Here is a 22,009-nt window from a genome sequence, read left to right as displayed (position 1 = left end):
GGCGCCCCCGTGGCCGTGATCGGCGTCGGAATCGACGTCTGCGACATCGCGCGGTTCACCCGCTCCCTGGAACGCACCCCGGGCCTGCGCGAGCGGCTGTTCACCCCCGCCGAGGCGGTGCGGACCGCGTCGTCGCTGGCGGCACGGTTCGCGGCCAAGGAGGCCTTGGCCAAGGCGCTCGGCGCCCCGGGCGACCTGCACTGGCACGACGCCGAGGTCGTGGTGGCCGCCTCGGGGCAGCCCTCGCTGGTGCTGCGCGGCACGGTGCTGGCCCGCGCCGAGGAGCTCGGCGTCGTCCACACCCACGTCTCGCTCTCCCACGACGCCGGGATCGCCTCGGCGGTCGTGGTGGTGGAGTCGTGAGCGCTCCCGCGACCGGGCCCGGCGCGGGGACTGCCGCCTATGCCGTGGCCGACATCCGCGCGGCGGAGGCGACGGCGATGGCCGCCCTGCCGGAGGGCGCACTGATGCTGCGCGCCGCCCACGGCCTGGCCGGGGTGGTCGGCGACCTGCTCCGCGCGCGTGCCGGCCGACTCGTCGGGGGCCGCGTGCTGCTGCTGGCGGGTTCGGGCGACAACGGCGGCGACGCGCTGCACGCCGGTGCCGTGCTCGCGCGCCGCGGCGTGCAGGTGCACGCCCTCGTGCTGGGGGACCGGCCGCACCCGGGCGGTCTGGCGGCGTGCGAGGCCGCCGGCGGTCGTGTCGTGACCGCGCCCCACGGCCGCTACGACCTCGTGGTCGACGGCATCGTCGGCATCGGCGGGCGGCCGGGCCTGCGCCCCGACGCGGTCGCCGCGCTCGGGGCCGTCGCCGGCACCCCGGTCGTGGCCGTCGACGTGCCCAGCGGTGTCGGGGTCGACGACGGCACCCTGGCCGGCGACCACGTCCGGGCCGCCGACACCGTGACCTTCGGTCCGCTGCGGGTGGCGCACCTGGTCGATCCCGCCGCCGCGGCCACCGGCCGGGTGCACGTCGTCTCGCTCGGGCCCGAGGTCGACGCCGCCCTGGCGGCGGGCCCCCCGCCGGTCGCGGTCGCGCTCACCGCCGCCGACGTGGCGGCGCTCGTGCCACGCCCCGACCCGGTGGCCCACAAGTACACCCGCGGCGTCGTCGGCGTGCGCGCCGGCTCCGCGACCTACCCCGGCGCGGGGCTGCTCGCCGTCGCCGGCGCCAGCTGCGGCCTGGCCGGCATGGTGCGCCACGTCGGCGCACCCGAGGTGCTCGCCCTGGTGCACCGGCGCTACCCCGAGGTGGTCGGCGCGGGCCGGGTGCAGGCGTGGGTGGTGGGTTCCGGCGGCGGCGCCGAAGCCGCCGACCACCTCGCCGCCGCCGTCGCGGATCACGTGCCGGTGGTGGCCGACGCCGACGCCCTCCCCGCTGCCTGGGAGCGCGCCACCGCGGATCCGGCGGCGGTCGGCTCCCGGCTGGTGCTCACCCCCCACGCCGGCGAGCTCGCCGCCCTCGTGGGCGTGACGCGCGCCGAGGTCGAGGCCCGGCCCTGGCACCACGTGCACGCCGCGGTCGGGGCCAGCGGCGCCGTCGTCCTGCTCAAGGGGCGCCGCACCCTGGTCGCCGCCCCGGGCCTCCCGACCCGGGTCACGACCTCCGGCACCCCCTGGCTCGCCACCGCGGGGGCGGGCGACGTGCTGGCCGGGGTGATCGGCGCGCTGCTCGCCGCCGGACTCGCTCCCGCCGACGCCGCCGCCGTCGGATCGTGGTGGCACGGGGTCGCCGCCACCCGGGCTGCACGGCGCGGCCCGATCCGCGCCCTCGACGTGGCCGAGCACCTCCCGAGCAGCCTGGCGGCGGTCCTGCCAGACTGGCGTCCATGACCGGGACGACGACGCCGCGGGACGCCGCCGGCGCGCTGCTGCGTCCCGAGATCGTGGTGGATCTCGACGCGATCGCCCACAACGTGCGGCTGCTGGGCGCCCACACCGGCCGGCCCGTGATGGCGGTGGTCAAGGCCGACGGCTACGGCCACGGCATGCTGCCGGTCGCGCGGGCCGCGCGCGCCGCGGGCGCCGCCTGGCTGGGCGTCGCCACCACCGACGAGGCCAGGGCGCTGCGCGCGGCGGGCGACACCGGGCCCCTGCTGTGCTGGTTGCTCACCCCCGGTGAGGACCTCAGCGACCTGGTGCGCGACGGCGTCGACGTCACGGCCGGCACGCGCGCCTCGCTCACCGCCCTGACGGCCGCGGCCCAGCGGGCCGGCCGGGCGGCACGGGTGCAGCTCAAGATCGACACCGGCCTGCGTCGCAACGGCGCCCTTCCGCAGGACTGGCCCGCGCTGGTGGCCGCCACGGCAGCGGCGGTCGCCGCGGGCACGGTCGAGCTCACCGGTGTGTGGTCGCACCTGGCGTGCGCCGACGAGCCGGCCCACCCCGCCAACGCCGCGCAGCGGGCGGCGTTCGCCGACGCCCTCGCCGTGGTCGCCGAGCACGGCCTCGATCCGGGGCTGCGGCACCTCGCGAACTCCGCGGCCAGCGTGCTCGACCCCGCCAGCCACCACGACCTCGTGCGCTGCGGGATCGCGGTGTACGGCCTGGACCCGGCACCGGAGGTGCCCCACGGCCTCCCGCTGCGCCCCGCCCTGACCCTGCGGGCCCCGCTCGTGCTGGTCAAGCCGCGGGCCGCGGGGGAGTCGGTCTCCTACGGCCACACCTGGACGGCCCCGGCCGGCACCACCGTGGGGCTCGTGCCGGTCGGCTACGGCGAGGGCGTGCCCCGCGCGGCCAGCGGCGTCGTGGAGGTGCAGGTGGCCGGACGACGTCGTGCGCTGCGGGGCCGGGTGTGCATGGACCAGGTCGTCGTCGACCTCGGGGGCGACGCCCCGCCCGTCGGGGCCGAGGTCGTGCTGTTCGGGCCGCCCGCACCCGACGGCTCGCGACCCACGGTGCAGGAGTGGGCACAGGCCTGCGGCACCATCAACTACGAGATCGTCACCCGCCTCGGGGGCCGCCTGACCCGGCGGTACGTCGGCCACGACCCGGGCCGATCAGCACAGGAGGGGACCGCGTGAGCGGGGGGAGCAGGCGCCGCTGGGTGCTCGGAGGTCTCGGGGGAGCGCTCGGCGTCGCGGCGGCCGGCACGGCCATCGGGGTGCTGCGCGAACGGCGTCAGCTCGATCGCGCGCCGGGCGACCAGGTCGCCTTCGGCACGCTGCGCTCGCCCGCCCTCACCGTCGTCGCCGACGACGGCGTGCCGCTGCACGTCGAGATCGACGAGGTCGACCGCGACGGCGCGTCCGGGGCCGCCGGTGCGACCTCCGCGGCCGCGCGGGTGGCGGCGGTGCGCGAGCGGCTCGCTCCCCGCGCCCGCCCCGGACGGCGACGGGGCGCCGAGGCGCCGCCCACGATCGTCTTCGTGCACGGCTACTGCCTCACCCTGGACTCCTGGCACTTCCAGCGCGCGGCCTACCGCGGACTGCTGCGCACGGTGTTCTACGACCAGCGCTCCCACGGCCGGTCGGGACGCTCGGACCGCGAGCACGCCACGATCGACCAGCTGGGCCGCGACCTCGCGCGCGTGATCGAGACCGCCGCGCCGGAGGGCCCCGTCGTGCTGGTGGGGCACTCGATGGGCGGGATGAGCATCATCGCCCTCGCCGAGCAGCAGCCCGAGCTGTTCGGCGACCGGGTGGTCGGGGTCGCCCTGCTCTCCACGACCGCCGGCGGCCTGGACCCGGCGCGCATCCTGCTGCCGGTGCTGCCCGTGCGGCTCACCGGCGGCGTCACCCGCAGCACGGTGGCGGCGCTGAACCGCGGCTCGGGCCTGGTCGACCTCGCGCGGCGCGCCGGGCGCCAGGTGCTGGAGGCCGCGACGCACCACTTCGCCTTCGGCGGCGACGTACCGGTCAGCTACGTGCAGGCCGTCGACGACATGCTGGCCGCCACGCCGTTCGAGGTCGTGGCCGACTTCTTCCCCGCCTTCCACCGCCTCGACAAGTTCGACTCCCTGGCCGCTCTCGGGGCGGTGCCGGTGGTGATCCTGTGCGGCACCCGCGACCGCCTGACCGCCCTGGGTCACTCCCGCAAGCTGCGCACCCGCATCCCCGGGGCCCGGCTCGTGGAGTGCCTCGACGCCGGCCACATGATCCCGCTGGAGCGGCACGAGCAGGTCAACGCCGAGCTCGACCAGCTGCTGGCCCGCGCCCTCGGCGGTGCCTCGTGACGCCGGCCGCCTCCGGTCCGGGCGGCACCGGGGCGGTGAGCGTGCGCCGCGTCGGTCCCGAGTCGGCCGGGCTCGTGCTCGACCTGATCCGCGAGGCGTTCGCCAACCGGCCGGTGCTCGACCCGCCCGCCGACGCCCTCACCGACACCCGCGACTCCATCAGCACCCGGCTCGCCCTCGGCGGCGGACTGGTCGCCCGCGTGGACGGCGAGCCGGTGGGCTGCCTGCTCCTGGAGGCCGTCGGCGACACGATGTGGCTGCGCCGCTTCGGGGTGCTCCCCGCGGCCCGGGGCCGCGGCGTCGCGCCCGCGATGGTGCAGGCCGCCGAGGAGGCCTCCGGGGGACGGTCCTGGCTCAAGGTCGTGGCGCGCGAGGAGCTGCCCGCCACGGTCGCGTTCTGGCAGCGCCGGGGCTTCGTGCGCACCGACTCCCGGCGTCCCTACGTCGAGCTCACCCGCCGCACTCCGCTGCTGGAGACCGTCACCAGCGCCGAGGCGATGCGCGCGCTGGGCGAGCGGGTGGCCGCCGACCTGCGGGCCGGCGACGTCCTGGTGCTCAGCGGCGACCTCGGCGCGGGGAAGACGACGTTCACCCAGGGCCTGGCCCGCGGCCTCGGTGTCGCGGGGGCCGTGACGTCCCCGACGTTCGTGATCGCGCGCGAGCACGAGGCGCGGGGCGAGGGCCCGGGCCTGGTGCACGTCGACGCCTACCGCCTCGGTGGCAGCGCCGAGCTGGACGACCTCGACCTCGACGCCTCGCTCGAGGACGTCGTCACCGTCGTCGAGTGGGGCGAGGGCCTGGCGGAGGGCCTGGCCGAGTCGCGCATGGAGATCCGCATCCGCCGGCTCGGCACGCCGGCGGCCCCGGACGTCGGGCAGGAGGACGGGGAGGACGCGGAGGTCGGCGACGTCGACGAGCCCCGCCTCGTGGAGATCCGCCGGCTCGGGGAGCGCTGGGTGCGCGACCTGCTCACCCGCCCGCCCGCGCCCCGCCGCCCGGACCGCTAACCTCGGTCCTCGTGCTGCTCGCCTTCGACACCGCCTCCCCGACCGTCAGCGTCGCCCTGCTGGAGGGCGAGGAGGTCCTGGCCGAGCTCGTCTCCGAGCAGGCGATGCGGCACGGCGAGCAGCTCGCCCCCCTGATCGAGGCCGCGCTGCACGCGGCGGGTGCCACGCGGCTGGACCTCACCGCCGTCGCGGTGGGCGTCGGACCGGGCCCCTACACCGGGCTGCGGGTCGGCCTGGTCACCGCCACCACGCTCGGGGCCGTGCTCGACGTCCCCGTCTACGGCGTGTGCTCCCTCGACGCGCTCGCGGTGCAGGCGGTGGACGAGGGTCGGGTGGACGTGCCGTTCCTCGTCGCCACCGACGCCCGGCGCAAGGAGGTCTTCCTCGCCGGCTACGACGCCGACGGCGTGCGGCTCAGCGGTCCCGTGGTCGATCGTCCCGCCGTGCTCGCCACCGACGTGCCGGTGGTGGGGGAGGGCGGGTCGCTCTACCCCGAGGCGTTCCCCGACGCGCGGTCCCCGCTGCGGCCCTCCGCGGCCCACCTCGGCCGCGCGGTGGCGGGGGAGCGGGTCGAGCTGGTCGACCCCGAGCCGTGGTACCTGCGGCGCCCCGACGCCGAGGTGCCCGGCGCCCCGAAGCCGGTCTCGTGAGCGACGTCCGAGCGCTCGGGCCCGCGGTGCCCGGGGCCGACGCCGACGCCGACGCCGCACTCGATGCCCTGGTCGCCCTGGAGCAGGAGTGCTTCGGCGACGACGCGTGGTCGCGGGCCGCGCTCGCCGACGCCGTTGCGGGGACGGGCGGCACGACCCTGCTCGTGACGGGCGAGCCGGTCGTCGGCTACGCGGTGCTGAGCGTCGCCGGCGACATCGCCGACCTGCAGCGCATCGCGGTCGCGCCCCGGCGTCGCCGCCTCGGCCTGGCCGGGGACCTGCTCGCCGAGGTCGTGGCCCGCGCAGGCGCCGCGCGGGCCGACCGGCTCCTGCTCGAGGTGCGGGCCGACAACCGCGGCGCGCTGGCGTTCTACGCCGCCGCCGGCTTCGTGGAGATCGACCGCCGGGAGCGCTACTACCGCGACGGGGCGACCGCGGTGGTCATGCGCCGTGGCCTGGGCCGGGGCTGCGGCGGTCGCGCGCCGGCCTGAGGCTCAGCCCAGCACCTCCGGCGCCCCCTCGTCGTCCACCCAGTCGCGACCGTCGTCGACGAGATCGCGGTCCTCGAGGCGCTCGTCGTCCTCGCGCCGGCGACCGCCGCGGCCCGCGGCCCCGCCTGCGCCGGCACCGCCGCGACCACCGGCACGGGCGCCGGCCCGACCGCCCGATCCGGCGCCGCGGCCGCCGGAGCGCCCGCCCGAACCGGCGGCGGCCGCGCCCCGGCCCGCGGCACGGGTGCCGCTCGTGCCGGTGCCGCTGACGCCGGAGCCGCCGCGGGCACCGAGGGTGCCCGACCCGGCCGTGCGACTGCTGCTGCCGATCGCCCGCGCCGGGGTGGTGCCGCCCGCGGAGGAGACGCCGCCGGGCAGGACGCTGTTGCCCCTCAGCCCGGCCACGACGCCGGCGCCGGTGGCGGCCGCTCCGGCACCGCCCACGATGGCGCCGGTGCTGCCGAGGCCGGAGGGCGGTACCGCGCCCGTGCCTCCGGTGGACACCGGGACGCCCGAGGGCGGCACCGTGCCGGGCTGCCCGCCCGGAGTCGGGAACTGCGGGGTCCCGGTGGGCGGCTGGGGGGTCGGAGCGGTCGGCTCACCCGGGCCGCCCGGGCAGCCGATGGTGGGCGTGGGCGTGATCGGCGCGACCGGGATCGTCGGGGGGCGCGGCGGCTCGGTCGGGTAGGTCGGCGGCACCGGCGGGCGTCCTCCCACCGGACCCTCGGGGCGTCCGCCGGGAAGCCGGCCACCGGTCCCGCCGGTCCCACCGGTCCCGCCCGGACCGCCGTCGGTGGGCTCGACCGGGTCGGGTTCGCCGTGGATGCGCTTCATCAGCACGACCTGGTCCTGCATGGTCTCGTCGAGCTTGTCGGCCCACTGCTGCGAGATCCGCTCGCGCGTGGCCAGCGTCGACTCGTAGGACTTGACCTGGTTGTCGTGCCGGATCCGGTCCTGCTCGCTGTCGGGCGTGGCCGGGCCGACCGGGGCGCGGTAGGGCCCGGGATGACTCGGCATCGGGTGCTGGGTGTCGAGCTCGGTGAGGGCGTTCTGCGCCTTCTCCAGCAGATCGGCGACCTCCAGGATCGAGGTGGCCACGACGCGCACCTCCAAGGACCGGTCGACCATGCGCGCGGACGACGTGCGCAGCGACTGGCCCAGCGCCGGCCCGGTCTGCCCGCCGATCGTCTCGTCCTTGGCCGCGAGCGTCTCGAGGTCCCGCGAGACCTGCTCGAGCGCCGAGGCGGTGGTGCGCAGCCGGCTGACCCGGCTGCTGAGCGTGCCCGGTGCCGCGCCCTGCACCGCGGCCCGGAAGCGACTCTCCTGCGGCCCGCCCATCAGGACCCGCTCCCCGCGCCGTCGGCCGGTGTCGGCACGGTGCACTGGTCGAGGTCGCCGTCGGTGATGCTCGCCGGTGCGGCGCACGCCTCCGCGGCCGGGATCGTGACCGCTGGCGCGTTCTCGGTGCGGGCCCGGGTGGCGTCGTGGCGCGCCGCGGCGTCGTCGTCGGTGGCGACGACGTCCTCGCGGAAGCGCCGCACGTTGTCGCCGTAGCCGCGCACGCCGGTGCTCATCTGCGTCAGCGCGCGGTTCATGTGCTCGCCCACGATCCCCGCGTGGTGGCGCAGCTGCGCGGCGGCCGCCGACGCGCCGAGCGGCAGCCCGGCGGTGTCGGCATCGAGATCGGCGAGCAGGCTCGCCATCCGGTCCAGCGTGCGCTCCATGGCGCGCAGCTCCTCGGGGTCGACCCTGAGGTCGCCCCCGGACCCTGCTCCGTCCGTCGGTCGGTTCATGCGGCTCTCGCCCTCCTCCAGGTCGGTGTACCCGTGCACCACGGCTGCCCATGCCCGACTGCGGCGCGGCCAAACCCGTCCGGTGTCGGCGACTCGCGCACGGGGTAGGACGGGTTCATGCGCGCCCTCTCGTCCGTCCCCGCCCGCCCGACCCGCCGACGGCACCCGGCCCGGGCGGCGGCTTCCGTGCTTGCGGTGGCCGTGCTGCTCTCCGGCTGCGGCGGCGAGGAGGGGTCCGCCGATCCGCCGGCACCCGCCACCGACGGCTCCACCGCGGCCGCACCGGGCACCCCGACCGACCCGACCACCGATCCGACCGCGGACCCGACGGACGACCCGGCCGAGGAGACCACGGGCGTGGCACCCGCGACCGGTCCCGAGGCCCGCGCCCGCAACCGGGTGTTCCCCGAGTGGACCGTCAGTGCGCGGTTCCCGGCCGGCTGGCGCGAGGTGAAGGACCGCTCGCTCACGGCCCTCGGTGTGGCGTCGTGGCGGGAGCCCGCCGGCGCTCCCGACCACGAGCTCAGCCTGTTCCCGCCGTCGAGCTACGACGACCCACCCACCACGGCGGCCCTGGCCCGCTACGTCGCCGAGGTGAGCGACGCGGAGACGACCGCGCTGGAGCCCCTCGACGTCGCCGGGACCCCGGTGACGCTCGTCTCCCTCGACTACAGCTCCTCCGGAGGGAACACCGGACGGTCGTGGATCGCGATCTACCTCGCCGACGACGGGGTCGTCGAGCTGGGGTCGACCGCCGACGAGGAGGGCGTCACCGAGCAGGAGCAGCGCGAGGTCATGACCTCGGTGCTCCTGACGGCCTCGCCCGCGCCCTGATCGGCGCGGGCGACCGCCCTGCTCAGTCCTGCAGCGCGAACGGGGCGTCGGTGCCGCCGGCCGTGCCGGCCGCGGGGCCGGCGAGCACCTCGACGCTGCCGTCGAGGGCGAGCCGCTCCACCTGCCACGCCGCCCCGACGACGTCGCCGGTGAGCACCAGCAGGTGTTCGGCATCGCTCCACACGGCGTCGGCGACGAACCGGTCGCCGTCGGGGTCGTAGCGGGTGACCTCCGCGCCCGTCCGGTCGAGCACCGTCAGCGCCGCGGCGCCGGGGCCGTCGGTCTCGATGCCGACGGCGCTGACGTGGGCGCCGTCGGGGGCGATCCGCTCGAGGCGGTGCTCGCAGTCGAGCAGGACGGTCGCGTCGGGTGAGCCCTCGGGCGCGGCCAGGTCGAGCCACCGCCCGCAGTAGGCGTTCGGGTCGTCGGGGGAGATGACGACGCCGGTGGCGAGGTCGCCCTCGACGTCGGTGTAGCCGAGCAGTCCGGCCGCGGGCGATTCGGGGCCGACCTCGGTCAGCGACCCGTCCACGAAGTAGCGCAGGGCGCCGGTGGAGCCGTCGGTGATCGCGAGGGCCGCGGCGTCGCCGGGGAGCACGACGTCGAGGCTGGAGTAGGCCGGCACGGTGCCGAGGATCGTGGTGGCGGCACCGTCCCCGGTCACCCGGAACTCCTGCACGGTGCGGCCCTCGGGGCCGGTCTGGAAGAGGATCCGGTCGCGGTCGGAGTCCAGCACGAACGGTCCGGCGGCCTCGATGCCACCCTCGAACAGGTCGGTCGCGACCCCGTCCGGCGGGGTGATCGCGATCAGCCGCGTGCCGTCGTCGCGGCTACGGGCGGTGATGAGGTAGCCGTCCAGCTCGACCGCCTGGTCGAACCCGGCGCCGGGCGCGCCCGGGAGCGCGCGGGTGGTGCCATCGGCCCGGTGCAGCACGTCGCCGGTGAGGTAGGTGGCGCCGGTCGTCGGGACCGTCGCGGCGGGGTCGGGCGCGGCGGTGCGCTCGCCCGACTGCAGGGCGAGCAGGGCCACCGGCACCACGGCCGCCGCGGCGAGGGTGCCGACGGCCGCCGCCACCGTGGCGCGACGACGGCGTCGGATCGCCCCGGCGCGACCCCGCACGGCGTCCAGTCCGAGCGGGTCGGACCCGGTGGTGCCGCGCAGGCGCTCGGCCTCGGCGGCCCGGTCGTGCAGGGTGTCGAGCAGGCGCTGCTCCAGCGGGGTGGGGTCGGTGCTCATCGCTCCTCCTCGGAACGGGTGGTGGCCGGGGGCCGGGGGTCGTGGTGGGCCGGCACGCGGTCGCGCAGCGCCGCGAGGGCGCGGCTGCACTGGGACTTCACGGTGCCGACGGAGATGCCGAGCTCGGCCGCCGTCTCGGCCTCGGTGAGCTGCTCGTAGTAGCGCAGGACCACGACGGCGCGCGCCCGCGGCGGCAGCGTGTGCACGGCGGCCCAGAGGTCGGCGCCGAGGCCGTCGTCGTAGCGGTCGTGGTAGCCCTCGGTGTCGGGCAGCCGGTCGGTGCTGTGCTCCCGGCGCCGCCACGCCCGGCGCCACCACGAGGTCGTCTCGTTGACCATGATGCGGCGCACGTAGGGGTCGAGCTGGCCGTGGTCGCGCACCCGGTCCCAGGCCAGGTAGAGCTTGGCCAGGCTGGTCTGCACGATGTCCTCGGCCAGGTGGGCGTCGCCGGTGAGCAGGTAGGCGGTGCGCAGCAGTGCGGCTCGTCGGGCGTGGAGGTAGGCGCTGAACTCCTCGTCGCGCGATCCGCCGCCCGCCCGGGCGAGCGGCGCGGAGGCGGAGTCGGGCGCACCGGACATGGGGTCAGTCTGGCCCACGGCGGTCGGTGGGGGCGGGGAACCCGAGGCGTTCTCGGGCAGGTCGGTGGTGGTCACACCCTCTCCACGCCGCCGGGGCCCGGATGGTTGCAATCGGGGTCGTTTGTCGGGTGCGCGCGTCTCGTGACGCTCGCTGGCGCTCGCTCCTCGACGACCGTCGGGTCCACGTTCGTCGAGGAGGCGCCCCGGCGCCGTCACGAGACGCGGTGAGGTCGGGGTCGGTGGCGAGGGGCGCTCGCTCCTCGACGACCGTCGGGTCCACGTTCGTCGAGGAGGCGCCCCGGCGCCGTCGCGAGACGCGGTGAGGTGGGGGGCGGCGTCAGGTGCGGCGCTGGGCCAGCCAGAACCGCTGGCGGGTGTGGGCGTCGTCGGTGGTGCGCAGGGAGCAGGAGGAGCAGTACTGCCGGCCCGGCGCCTCGAGGGGGAAGCGGGCGTACCAGTCGCGCAGCAGCGGGTCGCCGATGCGGGTGGCGTCGAACGGGGCGGTGGGGGTGGTGAAGGCCAGGCAGCAGCCGCCGCGCCGCCCCACGACGTCGCCGAGCCCGTTCTCCGGCCCGTCCTCCGGCCCCTCCCCGACCACTTCCACCTCGGGTGTCCGGGGCCAGGGACGCCCGGGCCCGTCGACGGCGGCGCGCAGGCGTGCGCGGGCCGCCTCGTCCAGGCGGAGCCCGGGCTGCAGCAGCACCCCGCCCACGAGCGCGTCGGCGACCTCCTGCCACAGCCCGCTCGCCGAGATCCGCACGTGGCCCGCGATCGCCTCCACCACCGGACGGCACTGCTGCACCAGCGCGGTGACGGCGTCCTCCACCACGTCGGTCCCCGGCGCGGCCGTGCCGGGGGCGCCCCACCAGGGGTGGGTGGCGGCCACCCGGACGTCGGCGGGACCGGCCGCGTGGGGCACGACGCCGTCGCTCCACCCGCCGGGGTGCCGCAGCAGCCCGGTGTCGCCGGACACGACCAGCGCGGCGTCGGCGATCGCGAGGGTGCGCCCCACCACCTCGGCCAGGGCGCCGGCGGTCCAGGCCGTCACGAACCGCGCCCCGGCCCCCGGGTGCGAGCCATGGGCACGCAGCCGGTCGACGTCGGCGAGCACGGGGCCGGGGGAGTCACGGACCGTGCGCCACGGGACCAGCCGGGCGGTCGACCGGGCGGGCAGCCACCGCTCCCAGAAGGCGGCAGGGTGCGGGGGGAGCGGCGGCATGGTGCGCCCAGCCTGCCATTGCCGCCGCCCCGCAGCGGGCCGGTGTCCGCCACGACTGCACAGGTGGTGAAACCGGGGCCGTCGCAGTGGTAGGAGTGACGCGGGGCACGTACCCGAGCGGGCCCACGACGGAGGAGAGAACGTCATGCAGCAGGTCAAGGCCGTGGTCGCGAAGGCCAAGGGCGCGCCGGTCGAGCTGGTCACCATCAACGTGCCCGACCCCGGGCCGGGCGAGGCGGTGGTGAAGATCCAGGCCTGCGGGGTGTGCCACACCGACCTGCACTACCGCGAGGGCGGGATCAACGACGACTTCCCGTTCCTGCTGGGCCACGAGGCCAGCGGTGTGGTGGAGGCCGTGGGCCCCGACGTCACCGCGGTCGCGCCCGGCGACTTCGTGATCCTCAACTGGCGCGCCGTGTGCGGCCAGTGCCGCTCCTGCAAGCGCGGGGAGCCGCAGATCTGCTTCAACACCCACAACGCCACCCAGAAGATGACGCTGGAGGACGGCACCGAGCTCTCGCCGGCACTCGGGATCGGCGCGTTCGCGGAGAAGACCCTGGTGGCGGCCGGCCAGTGCACCAAGGTCGACCCGGAGGCGCGCCCGGCGGCCGTCGGCCTGCTCGGCTGCGGGGTGATGGCCGGCCTCGGCGCGGCCATCAACACCGGCGGCGCCACCCGGGGTCGCTCGGTGGCCGTGATCGGCTGCGGCGGCGTCGGCGTGGCCGCGATCGCCGGTGCGGCGCTGGCCGGATCGAGCCCGATCATCGCCGTCGACATCGACGCCGCCAAGCTCGAGGCCGCCACGAAGCTCGGCGCCACCCACACCATCGACTCCAGCAAGGTCGACCCGGTGGAGGAGATCAAGCGGATCTGTGCCGAGACCTACGACGGCGCCGAGGGTGCCGACGTCGTGGTGGAGGCCGTGGGCCGCCCCGAGACCTACCGGCAGGCGTTCTACGCCCGTGACCTCGCCGGCACCGTCGTCCTGGTGGGCGTGCCCACCCCGGACATGACGGTGCCCGAGATCCCGCTGATCGACGTGTTCGGTCGCGGCGGGTCGCTGAAGTCCAGCTGGTACGGCGACTGCCTGCCCGACCGCGACTTCCCGATGCTCGTCGACCTCTACCGCCAGGGCCGCCTCGACCTCGACGCGTTCGTCACCGAGGAGATCGGCATCGACGGCGTGGAGGCGGCGTTCGAGAAGATGCACCACGGCGGCGTGCTGCGCTCGGTGGTCGTGCTGTGACGGCGTCCGGGTCCGCCCGGGTGGACCACGCGGTCTCCTCGGGCACCTTCTCCCTCGACGGCCAGACCTTCGAGGTGGACAACAACATCTGGGTGGTGGGCGACGACGCCGAGTGCGTGGTGATCGACGCTCCGCACAGCGTGGACGACATCCTCGCGGTGGTGGGCGGGCGCACCGTGAAGGCGATCGTGCTCACCCACGCCCACGACGACCACTGCCGCGTCGCGCCCGCGCTGCGCGAGGTCACCCACGCCCCGATCCTGCTGCACCCCGACGACCGGCCGCTGTGGGAGCTCACCCACACCGAGCACCTCTGGGACGTCGACCTGAGCGACGGCCAGGTCATCGAGGTCGGCGGCACCCGGCTCGAGGTGCTCCACACCCCCGGCCACGCCCCCGGCGCGGTCTGCCTCTCCGCCCCGGACCTGGGCTGCGTCTTCACCGGCGACACCCTGTTCCACGGCGGCCCCGGCGCCACCGGCCGCTCCTTCAGCGACCGGCCCACCATCGAGGCCTCCATCCGCGCCCGGCTCTTCGCGCTGCCCGACGACACCGTCGTGCACACCGGCCACGGCGACGACACCACGATCGGTGCGGAGGCAGCAGGCCTGGGGCGCGGCTGAGGCGCGCAGCAGGACGAGGGCGGGGGTGGTGCGTGACGCACCGCCCCCGCCCTCGTTGCTCCGGCGTGCCCCGACGTCTCCGCCTCCGCCTCCTGTTCGTCCCGCTGCTCGCCGCGGGCGCCGCCGCCGTCCCGGTCGGGCCCGGTCCGCTTCTCGCGCCGGCGACGGCCGTCGGGGAGTGCACGGCCTGGTCCGCGACGCCGATCGCCTCCGGGCTCGGCACGCTGGAGAACCTGTCCTTCGACCGGCGCGGGGCCATGCTGGTGTCCAGCTCCGAGCGCACCGGCGGCGGGTCGGTGCTGCGCGTGGCGCCGTCGGGGGAGGTCACGACCCTGCTCGACGACGTCGTCTCGCCCGGCGGACAGGTGGTGCGGGGCCGCACGCTCTACGTCACCACGGGCAACGCCGCCGCCAGCGGGATCCTGGGGCGCGCCGACGGCACGCTGCTGGCCGTCGACCTGCGCCCCGCGGCCCGCGGTCGCGCCCGCACCGTGGCCGAGGGTCTGACGATGCCCAACGGCCTGATCCGCCTCCCGGGCGGTGACTTCGTGGTGAGCCGCGACCTCGGCGCCACGACGTCGATGACCCGCCTGCGACGCGACGGCACCCGCACGCCGCTGGCGCCCTCGGTGACCTCGACCAACGGCATGGTGCTGGACCGCACGGGGCGCTTCCTGTTCGTGGTCTCGACCTTCACCCCGACCACGACGGTGAGCCGGGTGGACCTGCGCCGTCCCGACGCCGCACCGCGGGTGTTCACCGTGCCCGGCCTCGGCCCGCTCAACGCGGCCGACGAGATCACGCGCCGCGGCGACGACCTCTACCTCACCCTCAACGCCGCGGGCCGCGTGGTGCGCCTCGACCCCGCCACCGGCGAGACCTGCGTGATCGCCGAGGGCCTGGCCTTCGCCTCCTCGCTGCGCTTCGGTGCCGGTCCCGGCTGGCGGGCCCGCAGCCTGTACGTCACCGGCTTCACCGGCACCATCACGCGGCTCGACCCGCCCGCCTGACGGCTGCGGGTACGCCTCAGGCCGGCACGCGCACCCGGCGCCGGGTGTAGGACACGTGGCCGGCGCTGTCGGCCACGCCGACGACGACCCGCGCCGCTCCGGGGTCCACCGCGCGCGGGACCCGCAGTCGCAGCGTGGAGCGACCGGCTCCCAGCCATCCGGTGCGGCGGCTCACCAGCGCGACGTCGTCGCGCACGAGGCGGATCTGTGCGGCCACCCGCTCGTCGCGGTCGAGGTCGACCTGCAGCACACGGCGCCGGCCGCGGCGCACCACCGCGACGCCGACGACGCTCGCCGCCACCGCGGTGTCCGTCGTGCCGGTGTCGGTCGGCTCGTCGGTCGGCTCGTCGGTCGGGTCGTCAGTGGGGTCGTCAGTGGGGTCGTCGGTGGGCGTGCCCGTCGAGGCGCCGTCGCCGAAGTCCAGGTTCACGGTGAAGGCGGCGGTGTAGCCGGTGCCGGTCGATCCGCTGACCGGCGCCAGCAGCACGGCGTCGTAGATCGAGTCGGTCGCGTTCGTCGTGCGGGTGCCGGACTTCTGGTACGCGCTGGTGGCGACCACCTCGGCGTTCGCCGACTCGGCGAAGAAGATCTGGGAGGTGAAGTTCACCGTCGAACCGTCGGACAGCGACGTCCGCACGCGGAAGTGGAGGTGGATCGTGCGGCTGACGTACCAACCGGGATAGATCGTGGTGAAGGTGACCTGGCCGTTCTCGTCGCTCACCTGGTACCCGCGCAGCCAGTCGACGCCGATGTTGTTCGGGTTGCCCTGGCCGGAGACGTCGGAGTACGCCCCCTGCGCGTTGGCGTGCCACAGGTCGACATACGCGCCCTGCTGCGGGCTGCACGCGCCGCTGGCGTCGAGCAGGGTGATCGTGAGGGTGAGCGGGATGCCCGGCTGCACGGCGCCGGTCACGCTGTCGGCGCGGATGTCGCGGCGCTGGAGCCGCTCGTCGACCCAGAACGGGCCCTGGGTCTCCTCCGGGGTCAGGGTCGCGCAGCCCGAGCTCGTGGTCAGCGCCCGGACTGCGGACGGCGAGGCGGCGCGGGCGAGACCGGAGAGCGCGGGCAGTGCGAGCGCGCCGAGCGAGGCGGCGGTGGTGAGGCCGGTGGCGCGCAGCACCGCCCGACGGGTGGGCACGGTCCGGGACGCGGGCCCGTGCGGGGTGGGGGTGGTCATGGGCGGCAGCCTGTCGGGCCCCGCTGTGAGCAGGCTGTGGGCGGGCTGGGACCAGCGTGTCGTCGGTCCCGGCGCCGGGGCCGCGCTCAGACCGGCTGGACGAGCAGGGCCGTGCCCTCGCCGGCCACCCGGGTGAGCACCAGCGTCGCCGGCACCGACCCGCGCAGCCCGAGCCGCTTGCGCAGCTGCTCGGGCACGACGTCCACCCCGCGCTTCTTGATGGTCAGGGTGCCGATGTCGCGCTCCTTCAACGCCGCCTTGAGCGCCTTCTCGCGGTAGGGCAGCTCCTCCAGCACGCGGTAGCCGCGGGCGAAGGGGGAGCGGAAGGCGGCGTCGGAGGTGACGTAGGCGATCTTCGGGTCGAGCAGGGCGCCCTGCACGCCGGCGGCGACGGCGGTGACCAGACCGGCGCGGATCACCGCACCGTCGGGCTCGTAGAGGAAGCCGCCGACGGCGCGGGTGCCGATCTCCTCACGGCCGGGGTCGTCCTCGTCGGTGAGCGTGGCCAGGCCGCCGTCGCCGATCACCGTCGCGCGGCGCCGCACGGTGGTCAGCCGCCCGCTCCACAGCGCGGCCTCCTTCACCTCGCCGTGATCGCTGACCCACTCGCCCTCGACGTCGTCGGGGATCAGGTCGTGGGGGACGCCCGGGGCCACCTTCACGCACGCGTCGCGGCGCAGCAGCGTCTCCACGAACGACCACGGCGGTGTCCAGTCCTCGGCCTGCCACGTGCGTCCGGCGGCCCCGCGTCGGGCGGGGTCGGCGAAGGCGACGTCGAAACCGGAGGTGTCGAGCTCCACCGCGTCGGCCACCATCACCGCCCCCGGCAGGTCGAGGGCCGCCAGGTTGGCCCGGGCCAGGGCCACGCGCACCGGGTCGAGGTCGACCCCGGCCACGACGAGACCGGCCTCGGCGGCGGCGATGAGGTCGCCCCCGAGCCCGCAGCCCAGGTCGACCAGCGACCCGCCCCCGAAGGCGCGCAGCCGCGCCGCCCGGTGCCGGGCCACGCTCAGCCGCGTCGCCTGCTCGAGCGCGTCGCGGGTGAAGTACATCCGCGCTGCGTCGTCGCCGAACTTCGCCACGGCGTGCGCCCGCAGCTCGACCTGGCTCAGCGCAGTCGCGATCTGGGAGGGATCGGCCTGCACCGCGCGGCGCAGTCGCTGCTGCACCGCGAGCGGGTCCCCGCCCTGCGCCACCGCCGCCTCGGCCTCGGCGAGCACGTGCCGGCCCTCGTCGGTGAGCAGCCACTCCAGGCTCGCCAGATCCATGACGCGATCCTCCCAAGCAGTCCGCGGTTTCGACCTCGCGGGGCGGTGGAAACAGCCGGGGGTGCTGACCTCCCTGCCCACCGGTCCCGCTCCGGCCCGCCGCCGACTCCTGCGGACCGTCGGTCTCGGTCTCACCGCCCCCGCCTTCCTCACCGGTTGCGGACTGCTCGGCTCCGACGCCGAGGAGCGCGCCGTCGGCACGTTCGTGGACAACGTCGTCGACCCCGGCGGTCAGGCCGTCGTGGTGCGGCTGCCCACGGCCGAGGTCGTGATGACGATCGGGGCACCGCGTCGGGAGATCACGACGCCCGAGGGTGTGCTCGGGGTGCCCGACGGTGCGGCGTGGATCGGTATCGGGTGGCAGACCGACACCCGAGCAGCACCGGAGGCGATGCGCGCCGACGGGTCCGGCCCGTACCCGCGGGCGCACGTCGAGCTCGAGATCGAGGACCGCACCTACGACCTCGACGAGGTGCTCCTCACCGACTCCGGGGTCGCGGCCCTGGGCGACGACGACCTCGCCCCGATCACGGGCCTGGGCGGGGTCTACCTCGCTGCGGCCGACGCGGGCAGCGACCTCGACGTCGAGTTGGGCCGGACCGACTGGCGGCTCACGGTGGAGTTCGACGGTGAGACCCAGGAGTTCACGGCACTGAACCCGTTCGCCGACGTCAGCGCGTCCAGCCCGGCCGCGACGCTCTACCGCGACAGCGACCGGCAGGCGCAGACCGAGCGCGAGTGCGGCCGCCCGGTGGTCACCGGTGCGGCCGCGGACCGGACCAGCCTCGGTCTCGCCCCGCCGACCTGTCGACTGACCTCAGCGACGGTGCCCTGGCTGCGCGGGCGCGGGTGGGTGAGCGACGTCGACGGCGGCTGGTTCAGCGCCCGGCTCTACCTCAGCCTTGCGAGCGGCGCACGCGTCGGAAGGTCGCTGTGCGGGTCCTACGCCCGCGACGTCGACCTGAGCGCCGCCGTCACTGCCACCCTCGACGGCGTTCCGGTGGAGCTGCAGCCCCTCGACGGCGAGCCGGTCACCGGACCCACCGGTACGTCGACCGTCGTGGCCCCGACCTCCGCGGACGGTCCGGGAACGCTCACGATCGAGACCGTCCAGCGCGGCGACGACGACGATCCGGGCTGCCCTGCGCAGCTGTCGTTGCGCTGGGAGGTCGCGCTGTGACGCGCTCCGTCCCCACCCGGCCCACCGTGGCGGCGGTGGCGGCGATGCTGCTGATCGGCGCTGCGCTGGCCGGCTGCACGGGTGAGGAGGCCGTGCCCACGGAGGCGATCGGCACCGTCCTGCCCGCCCTCGGGGCACCGGAGGGCGACCCGCTCGACGTACGGGTGCCCACCGGGCGGCTGATCGTCACGATCGGCCAGCCCCAGGAGTCGGTCCCGACCGTCGACCGCCGCGTCGGGGTAGAGGGCGACGGCGCCTGGATCGGCGTCAGCTGGCAGAGCGACACCCAGGGGATGCCGCGGGTGATGCGCAGCGGCGAGGGCGAGTTCCCGCTCGCCCATCTCACCCTGGTGGCGGGGGAGGAGCGCTCTCCGCTGGACGACGTCGCCCTGGTCGATGTCACGGGTGAGCCCCTCGAGGCCGGGTCGGAGCAGGCGACCGGTCCGCTCGGCGTCGACGGCGGTGCCTGGATCGCCGTGGCGGGTGCGCGACCGGGCGGCGTGGTCGCCGACCTCGCCCTGGAGGTCGAGTTCGACGGCGTCACCCAGCGGTTCGACCCCGCCGCCCGCGAGGCGGTCCCCGCCGCCGGGACCGTCGCGCAGTCGCTCTACGGGCAGCCCGACGCGCTGGCCCAGGCCCCGCGCGCCTGCGCTGCCGCGCAGGTGCCGGGTGCCGCCGGCCGCGGGGTGCGGCTCGCTCCCGAGGACGCCTCGTGCGGCCTGGCTGTGGCCCGGGCGCCGTGGCTGGTCGACCGCGGCTGGGTGAGCGACCCCGCGCAGCGGTGGCTCGTGGTCGACACCACGGTCTTCCCCGCGCCGGTGGTGAGCGTGGGAGAGCGCGACTGCGGGGTCTACGACCTCACCGACCTGCGGGCCAGCCTCGAGGGGCGCCCCCTGATCCTGGTCTCACGGGACACCGACCCGGGGCGCGTGCGACTGGTCGCCGAGGTCGAGGGCGAGGGTGAGCGGACGCTGCTGCTCACTGCGCAGCAGGAGTTGCGGTCGGGTGGCGCGCCGGACGGGGCGTGCCCGACCTCGCTGCCCCTGCGCTGGAGCGCCGTCGTCTGAGCGGGCGGTCCCGGGGTCGGGGGACGGGGGCCTTGCTGGCACTCATGGGGCATGAGTGCTAGTTTCTGATTGGCACTCTCGACCCGAGGGTGCCAACGGTCCTGCCGGTGCGACCCCCGCGACGGCGCACCACCGCGGACCACCCTGCACGTACAAGCCCCTATCCGTGAAGTGGAAGGTCGATCCAGTGTCGGTCAACATCAAGCCTCTCGAGGACCGCATCGTCGTCAAGCCGCTCGACGCCGAGCAGACCACGGCCTCGGGCCTGGTCATCCCGGACACCGCCAAGGAGAAGCCCCAGGAGGGCGAGGTCCTCGCGCTGGGCCCCGGTCGCGTCGACGACAACGGCAACCGCGTCCCCCTCGACGTCGCGGTCGGCGACAAGGTCATCTTCAGCAAGTACGGCGGCACCGAGGTCAAGTACGGCGGCCAGGAGTACCTCATCCTCTCCGCCCGCGACGTCCTCGCCGTCGTCTCCTGACGCACTCCGCATCCCGGCTGGGAGCGTTGCGGCCGCTCGACGACCGCTCCGCCTCCAAGGTCGCCTTCGCGGCCGCGCCTTCCCAGCCGGGCGCGGAGCACGTCAGGACCTGAGAGTGCCGAGCGCGATGCGCCCGGTGCACCAGGACCGGAGAGTGCCGGTCGGGAGTCGACCGGCACCTCACACCTGACACCCCGACTGGCAGGGCACCGCACCGCGGGGCCCTGCCAGTCCGGCGTCCGCCCCGTGGTGGGCGCGCCGCCACCCGCACGTCCCGAGACACCCACACCTTCTGCAGGGAGTAACCCCTCATGCCCAAGATCCTGGAGTTCGACGAGAACGCCCGCCGCGCCCTCGAGCGCGGCGTCGATGCGCTCGCCAACGCCGTCAAGGTGACCCTCGGCCCCAAGGGCCGCTACGTCGTGCTCGACAAGAAGTGGGGCGCCCCCACGATCACCAACGACGGCGTCACCGTCGCCCGTGAGATCGAGCTGGACGACCCCTTCGAGAACCTCGGTGCGCAGCTCACCAAGGAGGTCGCCACCAAGACCAACGACGTCGCCGGCGACGGCACCACCACCGCCACCGTGCTCGCCCAGGCGATGGTGCACGCCGGTCTGCGGGCCGTGGCCGCCGGTGCGAACCCGATGGGCCTCAAGCGGGGCATGGACGCCGCCGCCGAGGCCGTCGGCACCGCCCTGCGCGAGGCCGCCCGCGAGGTCGAGACCAAGGCCGACATGGCCTCGGTCGCCACGATCTCCAGCCGCGACGCCCACATCGGCGACCTGCTGGCCGACGCCTTCGACAAGGTCGGCAAGGACGGCGTGATCACGGTCGAGGAGTCCAACACCATGGGCACCGAGCTGGAGTTCACCGAGGGCATGCAGTTCGACAAGGGCTACATCAGCCAGTACTTCGTGACCGACCCCGAGCGGATGGAGGCCGTCCTCGACGACCCCTACATCCTGCTGCACCAGGGCAAGATCTCGGCGATCGCCGACCTGCTGCCCCTCCTGGAGAAGGTCATCGCCGCCGGCAAGCCGCTGTTCATCCTCGCCGAGGACGTCGAGGGCGAGGCGCTCTCGACCCTGGTGGTCAACAAGATCCGCGGCACCTTCAACGCCGTCGCGGTGAAGAGCCCCGCCTTCGGTGACCGTCGCAAGGCCATGATGCAGGACATCGCCGTGCTCACCGGCGGCACCGTGGTGGCCCCCGAGGTCGGCCTCAAGCTCGACCAGGTCGGCCTCGACGTGCTGGGCACCGCCCGCCGCGTCGTCGTCACCAAGGACAACACCACCATCGTCGACGGTGCGGGGAACTCCGCCGCGGTCGAGGGCCGGGTCAACCAGATCAAGGCCGAGATCGAGAACACCGACTCCGACTGGGACCGCGAGAAGCTGCAGGAGCGCCTCGCGAAGCTGGCCGGCGGCGTGTGCGTGATCAAGGTCGGCGCCGCCACCGAGGTGGAGCTGAAGGAGAAGAAGCACCGCATCGAGGACGCCGTCTCCGCCACCCGTGCGGCCATCGAGGAGGGCATCGTCGCCGGCGGCGGCTCGGCCCTCATCCACGCCGTGTCGGTGCTCGAGGACGACCTCGGCCTCACCGGTGACGAGGCCGTGGGCGTGCGCGTGGTGCGCAAGGCCGCCGACGAGCCGCTGCGCTGGATCGCCGAGAACGGCGGCGAGAACGGCTACGTCGTGACCACCAAGGTGCGCGACCTCGGCGTCGGCCAGGGCTACAACGCCGCCACCGGCGAGTACGGCGACCTCGTCGCCCAGGGCGTCCTCGACCCGGTCAAGGTCACCCGCTCGGCGCTGATCAACGCCACCTCGATCGCCGCGATGCTGCTCACCACCGAGACGCTCGTCGTGGACAAGCCCGAGGAGGAGGAGCCCGCCGCGGCCGGTCACGGTCATGGCCACGGCCACTGATCCACCTCCCCACGACGCCCCCGTCGGGACCCTCGGGTCCCGGC

General features: G+C 75.8%; 22 protein-coding genes. 15 read left to right on the top strand and 7 right to left on the bottom strand.

What is annotated here, in order from left to right; all coding sequences use genetic code 11:
- Nucleotides 1-9: 9 nt before the first annotated feature.
- Genes ACERUJ_RS05275 through ACERUJ_RS05245 form a run of 7 tightly spaced genes read left to right on the top strand, consistent with a single transcriptional unit; the run spans nucleotide 10 to nucleotide 6,321 of the window.
- Nucleotides 10-363 (top strand): holo-ACP synthase, encoded by a 354-nt coding sequence (locus ACERUJ_RS05275; protein ID WP_370247411.1) that lies wholly within the window; start codon nucleotides 10-12, stop codon nucleotides 361-363.
- The gene (locus tag ACERUJ_RS05270; RefSeq protein WP_370247410.1) at nucleotides 360-1,832 is read left to right on the top strand and encodes a bifunctional ADP-dependent NAD(P)H-hydrate dehydratase/NAD(P)H-hydrate epimerase; all 1,473 of its coding nucleotides are present in this window, start codon (nucleotides 360-362) and stop codon (nucleotides 1,830-1,832) included. Before ACERUJ_RS05275 ends, ACERUJ_RS05270 begins: the two co-directional genes overlap by 4 nt.
- Entirely contained in the window at nucleotides 1,829-3,022 is a 1,194-nt protein-coding gene (gene alr, locus ACERUJ_RS05265; RefSeq protein WP_370247409.1) for an alanine racemase, read from the top strand. Before ACERUJ_RS05270 ends, alr begins: the two co-directional genes overlap by 4 nt.
- Complete coding sequence (locus ACERUJ_RS05260) at nucleotides 3,019-4,173, top strand: alpha/beta fold hydrolase (RefSeq protein WP_370247408.1); 1,155 nt, start codon at nucleotides 3,019-3,021, stop codon at nucleotides 4,171-4,173. Before alr ends, ACERUJ_RS05260 begins: the two co-directional genes overlap by 4 nt.
- On the top strand, nucleotides 4,170-5,180 hold the full coding sequence (gene tsaE, locus ACERUJ_RS05255; protein ID WP_370247407.1) for a tRNA (adenosine(37)-N6)-threonylcarbamoyltransferase complex ATPase subunit type 1 TsaE: 1,011 nt from the start codon (nucleotides 4,170-4,172) through the stop codon (nucleotides 5,178-5,180). Before ACERUJ_RS05260 ends, tsaE begins: the two co-directional genes overlap by 4 nt.
- Nucleotides 5,181-5,191: 11 nt before the next feature.
- Complete coding sequence (gene tsaB, locus ACERUJ_RS05250) at nucleotides 5,192-5,830, top strand: tRNA (adenosine(37)-N6)-threonylcarbamoyltransferase complex dimerization subunit type 1 TsaB (RefSeq protein ID WP_370247406.1); 639 nt, start codon at nucleotides 5,192-5,194, stop codon at nucleotides 5,828-5,830.
- On the top strand, nucleotides 5,827-6,321 hold the full coding sequence (locus tag ACERUJ_RS05245) for a GNAT family N-acetyltransferase (protein WP_370247405.1): 495 nt from the start codon (nucleotides 5,827-5,829) through the stop codon (nucleotides 6,319-6,321). Before tsaB ends, ACERUJ_RS05245 begins: the two co-directional genes overlap by 4 nt.
- Before the next feature lie 3 nt (nucleotides 6,322-6,324).
- Here the strand turns inward: ACERUJ_RS05245 and ACERUJ_RS05240 are convergent, their stop codons facing one another.
- Nucleotides 6,325-7,659 carry a hypothetical protein gene (locus tag ACERUJ_RS05240; protein ID WP_370247404.1) on the bottom strand — a complete coding sequence of 445 codons (1,335 nt, stop codon included), beginning with the start codon at nucleotides 7,657-7,659 and terminating at the stop codon, nucleotides 6,325-6,327.
- Nucleotides 7,659-8,114 (bottom strand): hypothetical protein, encoded by a 456-nt coding sequence (locus ACERUJ_RS05235; RefSeq protein ID WP_370247403.1) that lies wholly within the window; start codon nucleotides 8,112-8,114, stop codon nucleotides 7,659-7,661. The genes ACERUJ_RS05240 and ACERUJ_RS05235 overlap by 1 nt, the downstream gene beginning before the upstream one ends.
- A gap of 117 nt (nucleotides 8,115-8,231) precedes the next feature.
- Here ACERUJ_RS05235 and ACERUJ_RS05230 point away from each other — a divergent pair, with 117 nt between their 5' ends.
- Nucleotides 8,232-8,948: a hypothetical protein gene (locus tag ACERUJ_RS05230; RefSeq protein ID WP_370247402.1), complete on the top strand. Its 717-nt coding sequence runs from the start codon at nucleotides 8,232-8,234 to the stop codon at nucleotides 8,946-8,948.
- Nucleotides 8,949-8,970: 22 nt separating this feature from the next.
- Here ACERUJ_RS05230 and ACERUJ_RS05225 read toward each other — a convergent pair whose 3' ends face one another.
- From ACERUJ_RS05225 to ACERUJ_RS05215, 3 genes are all read right to left on the bottom strand, one after another.
- Nucleotides 8,971-10,185 (bottom strand): hypothetical protein, encoded by a 1,215-nt coding sequence (locus ACERUJ_RS05225; protein WP_370247401.1) that lies wholly within the window; start codon nucleotides 10,183-10,185, stop codon nucleotides 8,971-8,973.
- Entirely contained in the window at nucleotides 10,182-10,763 is a 582-nt protein-coding gene (locus tag ACERUJ_RS05220; protein WP_370247400.1) for a SigE family RNA polymerase sigma factor, read from the bottom strand. The genes ACERUJ_RS05225 and ACERUJ_RS05220 overlap by 4 nt, the downstream gene beginning before the upstream one ends.
- Nucleotides 10,764-11,100: 337 nt before the next feature.
- Complete coding sequence (locus tag ACERUJ_RS05215) at nucleotides 11,101-11,982, bottom strand: hypothetical protein (protein WP_370247399.1); 882 nt, start codon at nucleotides 11,980-11,982, stop codon at nucleotides 11,101-11,103.
- A gap of 145 nt (nucleotides 11,983-12,127) precedes the next feature.
- Between ACERUJ_RS05215 and ACERUJ_RS05210 the strand changes: the two genes are divergently transcribed.
- The 3 genes from ACERUJ_RS05210 to ACERUJ_RS05200 all read left to right on the top strand — a co-directional run bounded on the left by ACERUJ_RS05210 (nucleotide 12,128) and on the right by ACERUJ_RS05200 (nucleotide 14,861).
- Nucleotides 12,128-13,228, top strand: a complete 1,101-nt coding sequence (locus tag ACERUJ_RS05210; RefSeq protein ID WP_370247398.1) for an S-(hydroxymethyl)mycothiol dehydrogenase — start codon at nucleotides 12,128-12,130, stop codon at nucleotides 13,226-13,228.
- Nucleotides 13,229-13,248: 20 nt separating this feature from the next.
- Complete coding sequence (locus ACERUJ_RS05205) at nucleotides 13,249-13,851, top strand: MBL fold metallo-hydrolase (protein WP_370247397.1); 603 nt, start codon at nucleotides 13,249-13,251, stop codon at nucleotides 13,849-13,851.
- A gap of 65 nt (nucleotides 13,852-13,916) precedes the next feature.
- Nucleotides 13,917-14,861 (top strand): SMP-30/gluconolactonase/LRE family protein, encoded by a 945-nt coding sequence (locus ACERUJ_RS05200; RefSeq protein ID WP_370247396.1) that lies wholly within the window; start codon nucleotides 13,917-13,919, stop codon nucleotides 14,859-14,861.
- Between the two features lie 16 nt (nucleotides 14,862-14,877).
- Here the strand turns inward: ACERUJ_RS05200 and ACERUJ_RS05195 are convergent, their stop codons facing one another.
- The gene (locus ACERUJ_RS05195) at nucleotides 14,878-16,038 is read right to left on the bottom strand and encodes an intradiol ring-cleavage dioxygenase (RefSeq protein ID WP_370247395.1); all 1,161 of its coding nucleotides are present in this window, start codon (nucleotides 16,036-16,038) and stop codon (nucleotides 14,878-14,880) included.
- An 86-nt stretch (nucleotides 16,039-16,124) separates the two neighbouring features.
- Nucleotides 16,125-17,306 carry a methyltransferase domain-containing protein gene (locus tag ACERUJ_RS05190; protein WP_370247394.1) on the bottom strand — a complete coding sequence of 394 codons (1,182 nt, stop codon included), beginning with the start codon at nucleotides 17,304-17,306 and terminating at the stop codon, nucleotides 16,125-16,127.
- A 61-nt stretch (nucleotides 17,307-17,367) separates the two neighbouring features.
- Between ACERUJ_RS05190 and ACERUJ_RS05185 the strand changes: the two genes are divergently transcribed.
- The 4 genes from ACERUJ_RS05185 to groL all read left to right on the top strand — a co-directional run bounded on the left by ACERUJ_RS05185 (nucleotide 17,368) and on the right by groL (nucleotide 21,965).
- Entirely contained in the window at nucleotides 17,368-18,486 is a 1,119-nt protein-coding gene (locus ACERUJ_RS05185; RefSeq protein WP_372715302.1) for a hypothetical protein, read from the top strand.
- Nucleotides 18,483-19,553 carry a hypothetical protein gene (locus tag ACERUJ_RS05180; RefSeq protein ID WP_370247391.1) on the top strand — a complete coding sequence of 357 codons (1,071 nt, stop codon included), beginning with the start codon at nucleotides 18,483-18,485 and terminating at the stop codon, nucleotides 19,551-19,553. The genes ACERUJ_RS05185 and ACERUJ_RS05180 overlap by 4 nt, the downstream gene beginning before the upstream one ends.
- Nucleotides 19,554-19,740: 187 nt before the next feature.
- Nucleotides 19,741-20,034, top strand: coding sequence for a co-chaperone GroES (groES, locus tag ACERUJ_RS05175; RefSeq protein WP_370247431.1), 294 nt, complete (start codon nucleotides 19,741-19,743; stop codon nucleotides 20,032-20,034).
- A 311-nt stretch (nucleotides 20,035-20,345) separates the two neighbouring features.
- Nucleotides 20,346-21,965 carry a chaperonin GroEL gene (groL, locus tag ACERUJ_RS05170; RefSeq protein ID WP_370247390.1) on the top strand — a complete coding sequence of 540 codons (1,620 nt, stop codon included), beginning with the start codon at nucleotides 20,346-20,348 and terminating at the stop codon, nucleotides 21,963-21,965.
- Nucleotides 21,966-22,009: the final 44 nt, after the last annotated feature.

The sequence above is a fragment of the Nocardioides sp. genome (genome assembly GCF_964228225.1).
Lineage (GTDB): Bacteria > Actinomycetota > Actinomycetes > Propionibacteriales > Nocardioidaceae > Nocardioides.
The sequence above is the reverse complement of the archived record's forward strand: the minus strand, read 5'-3'. Positions and strand labels throughout refer to the sequence as shown.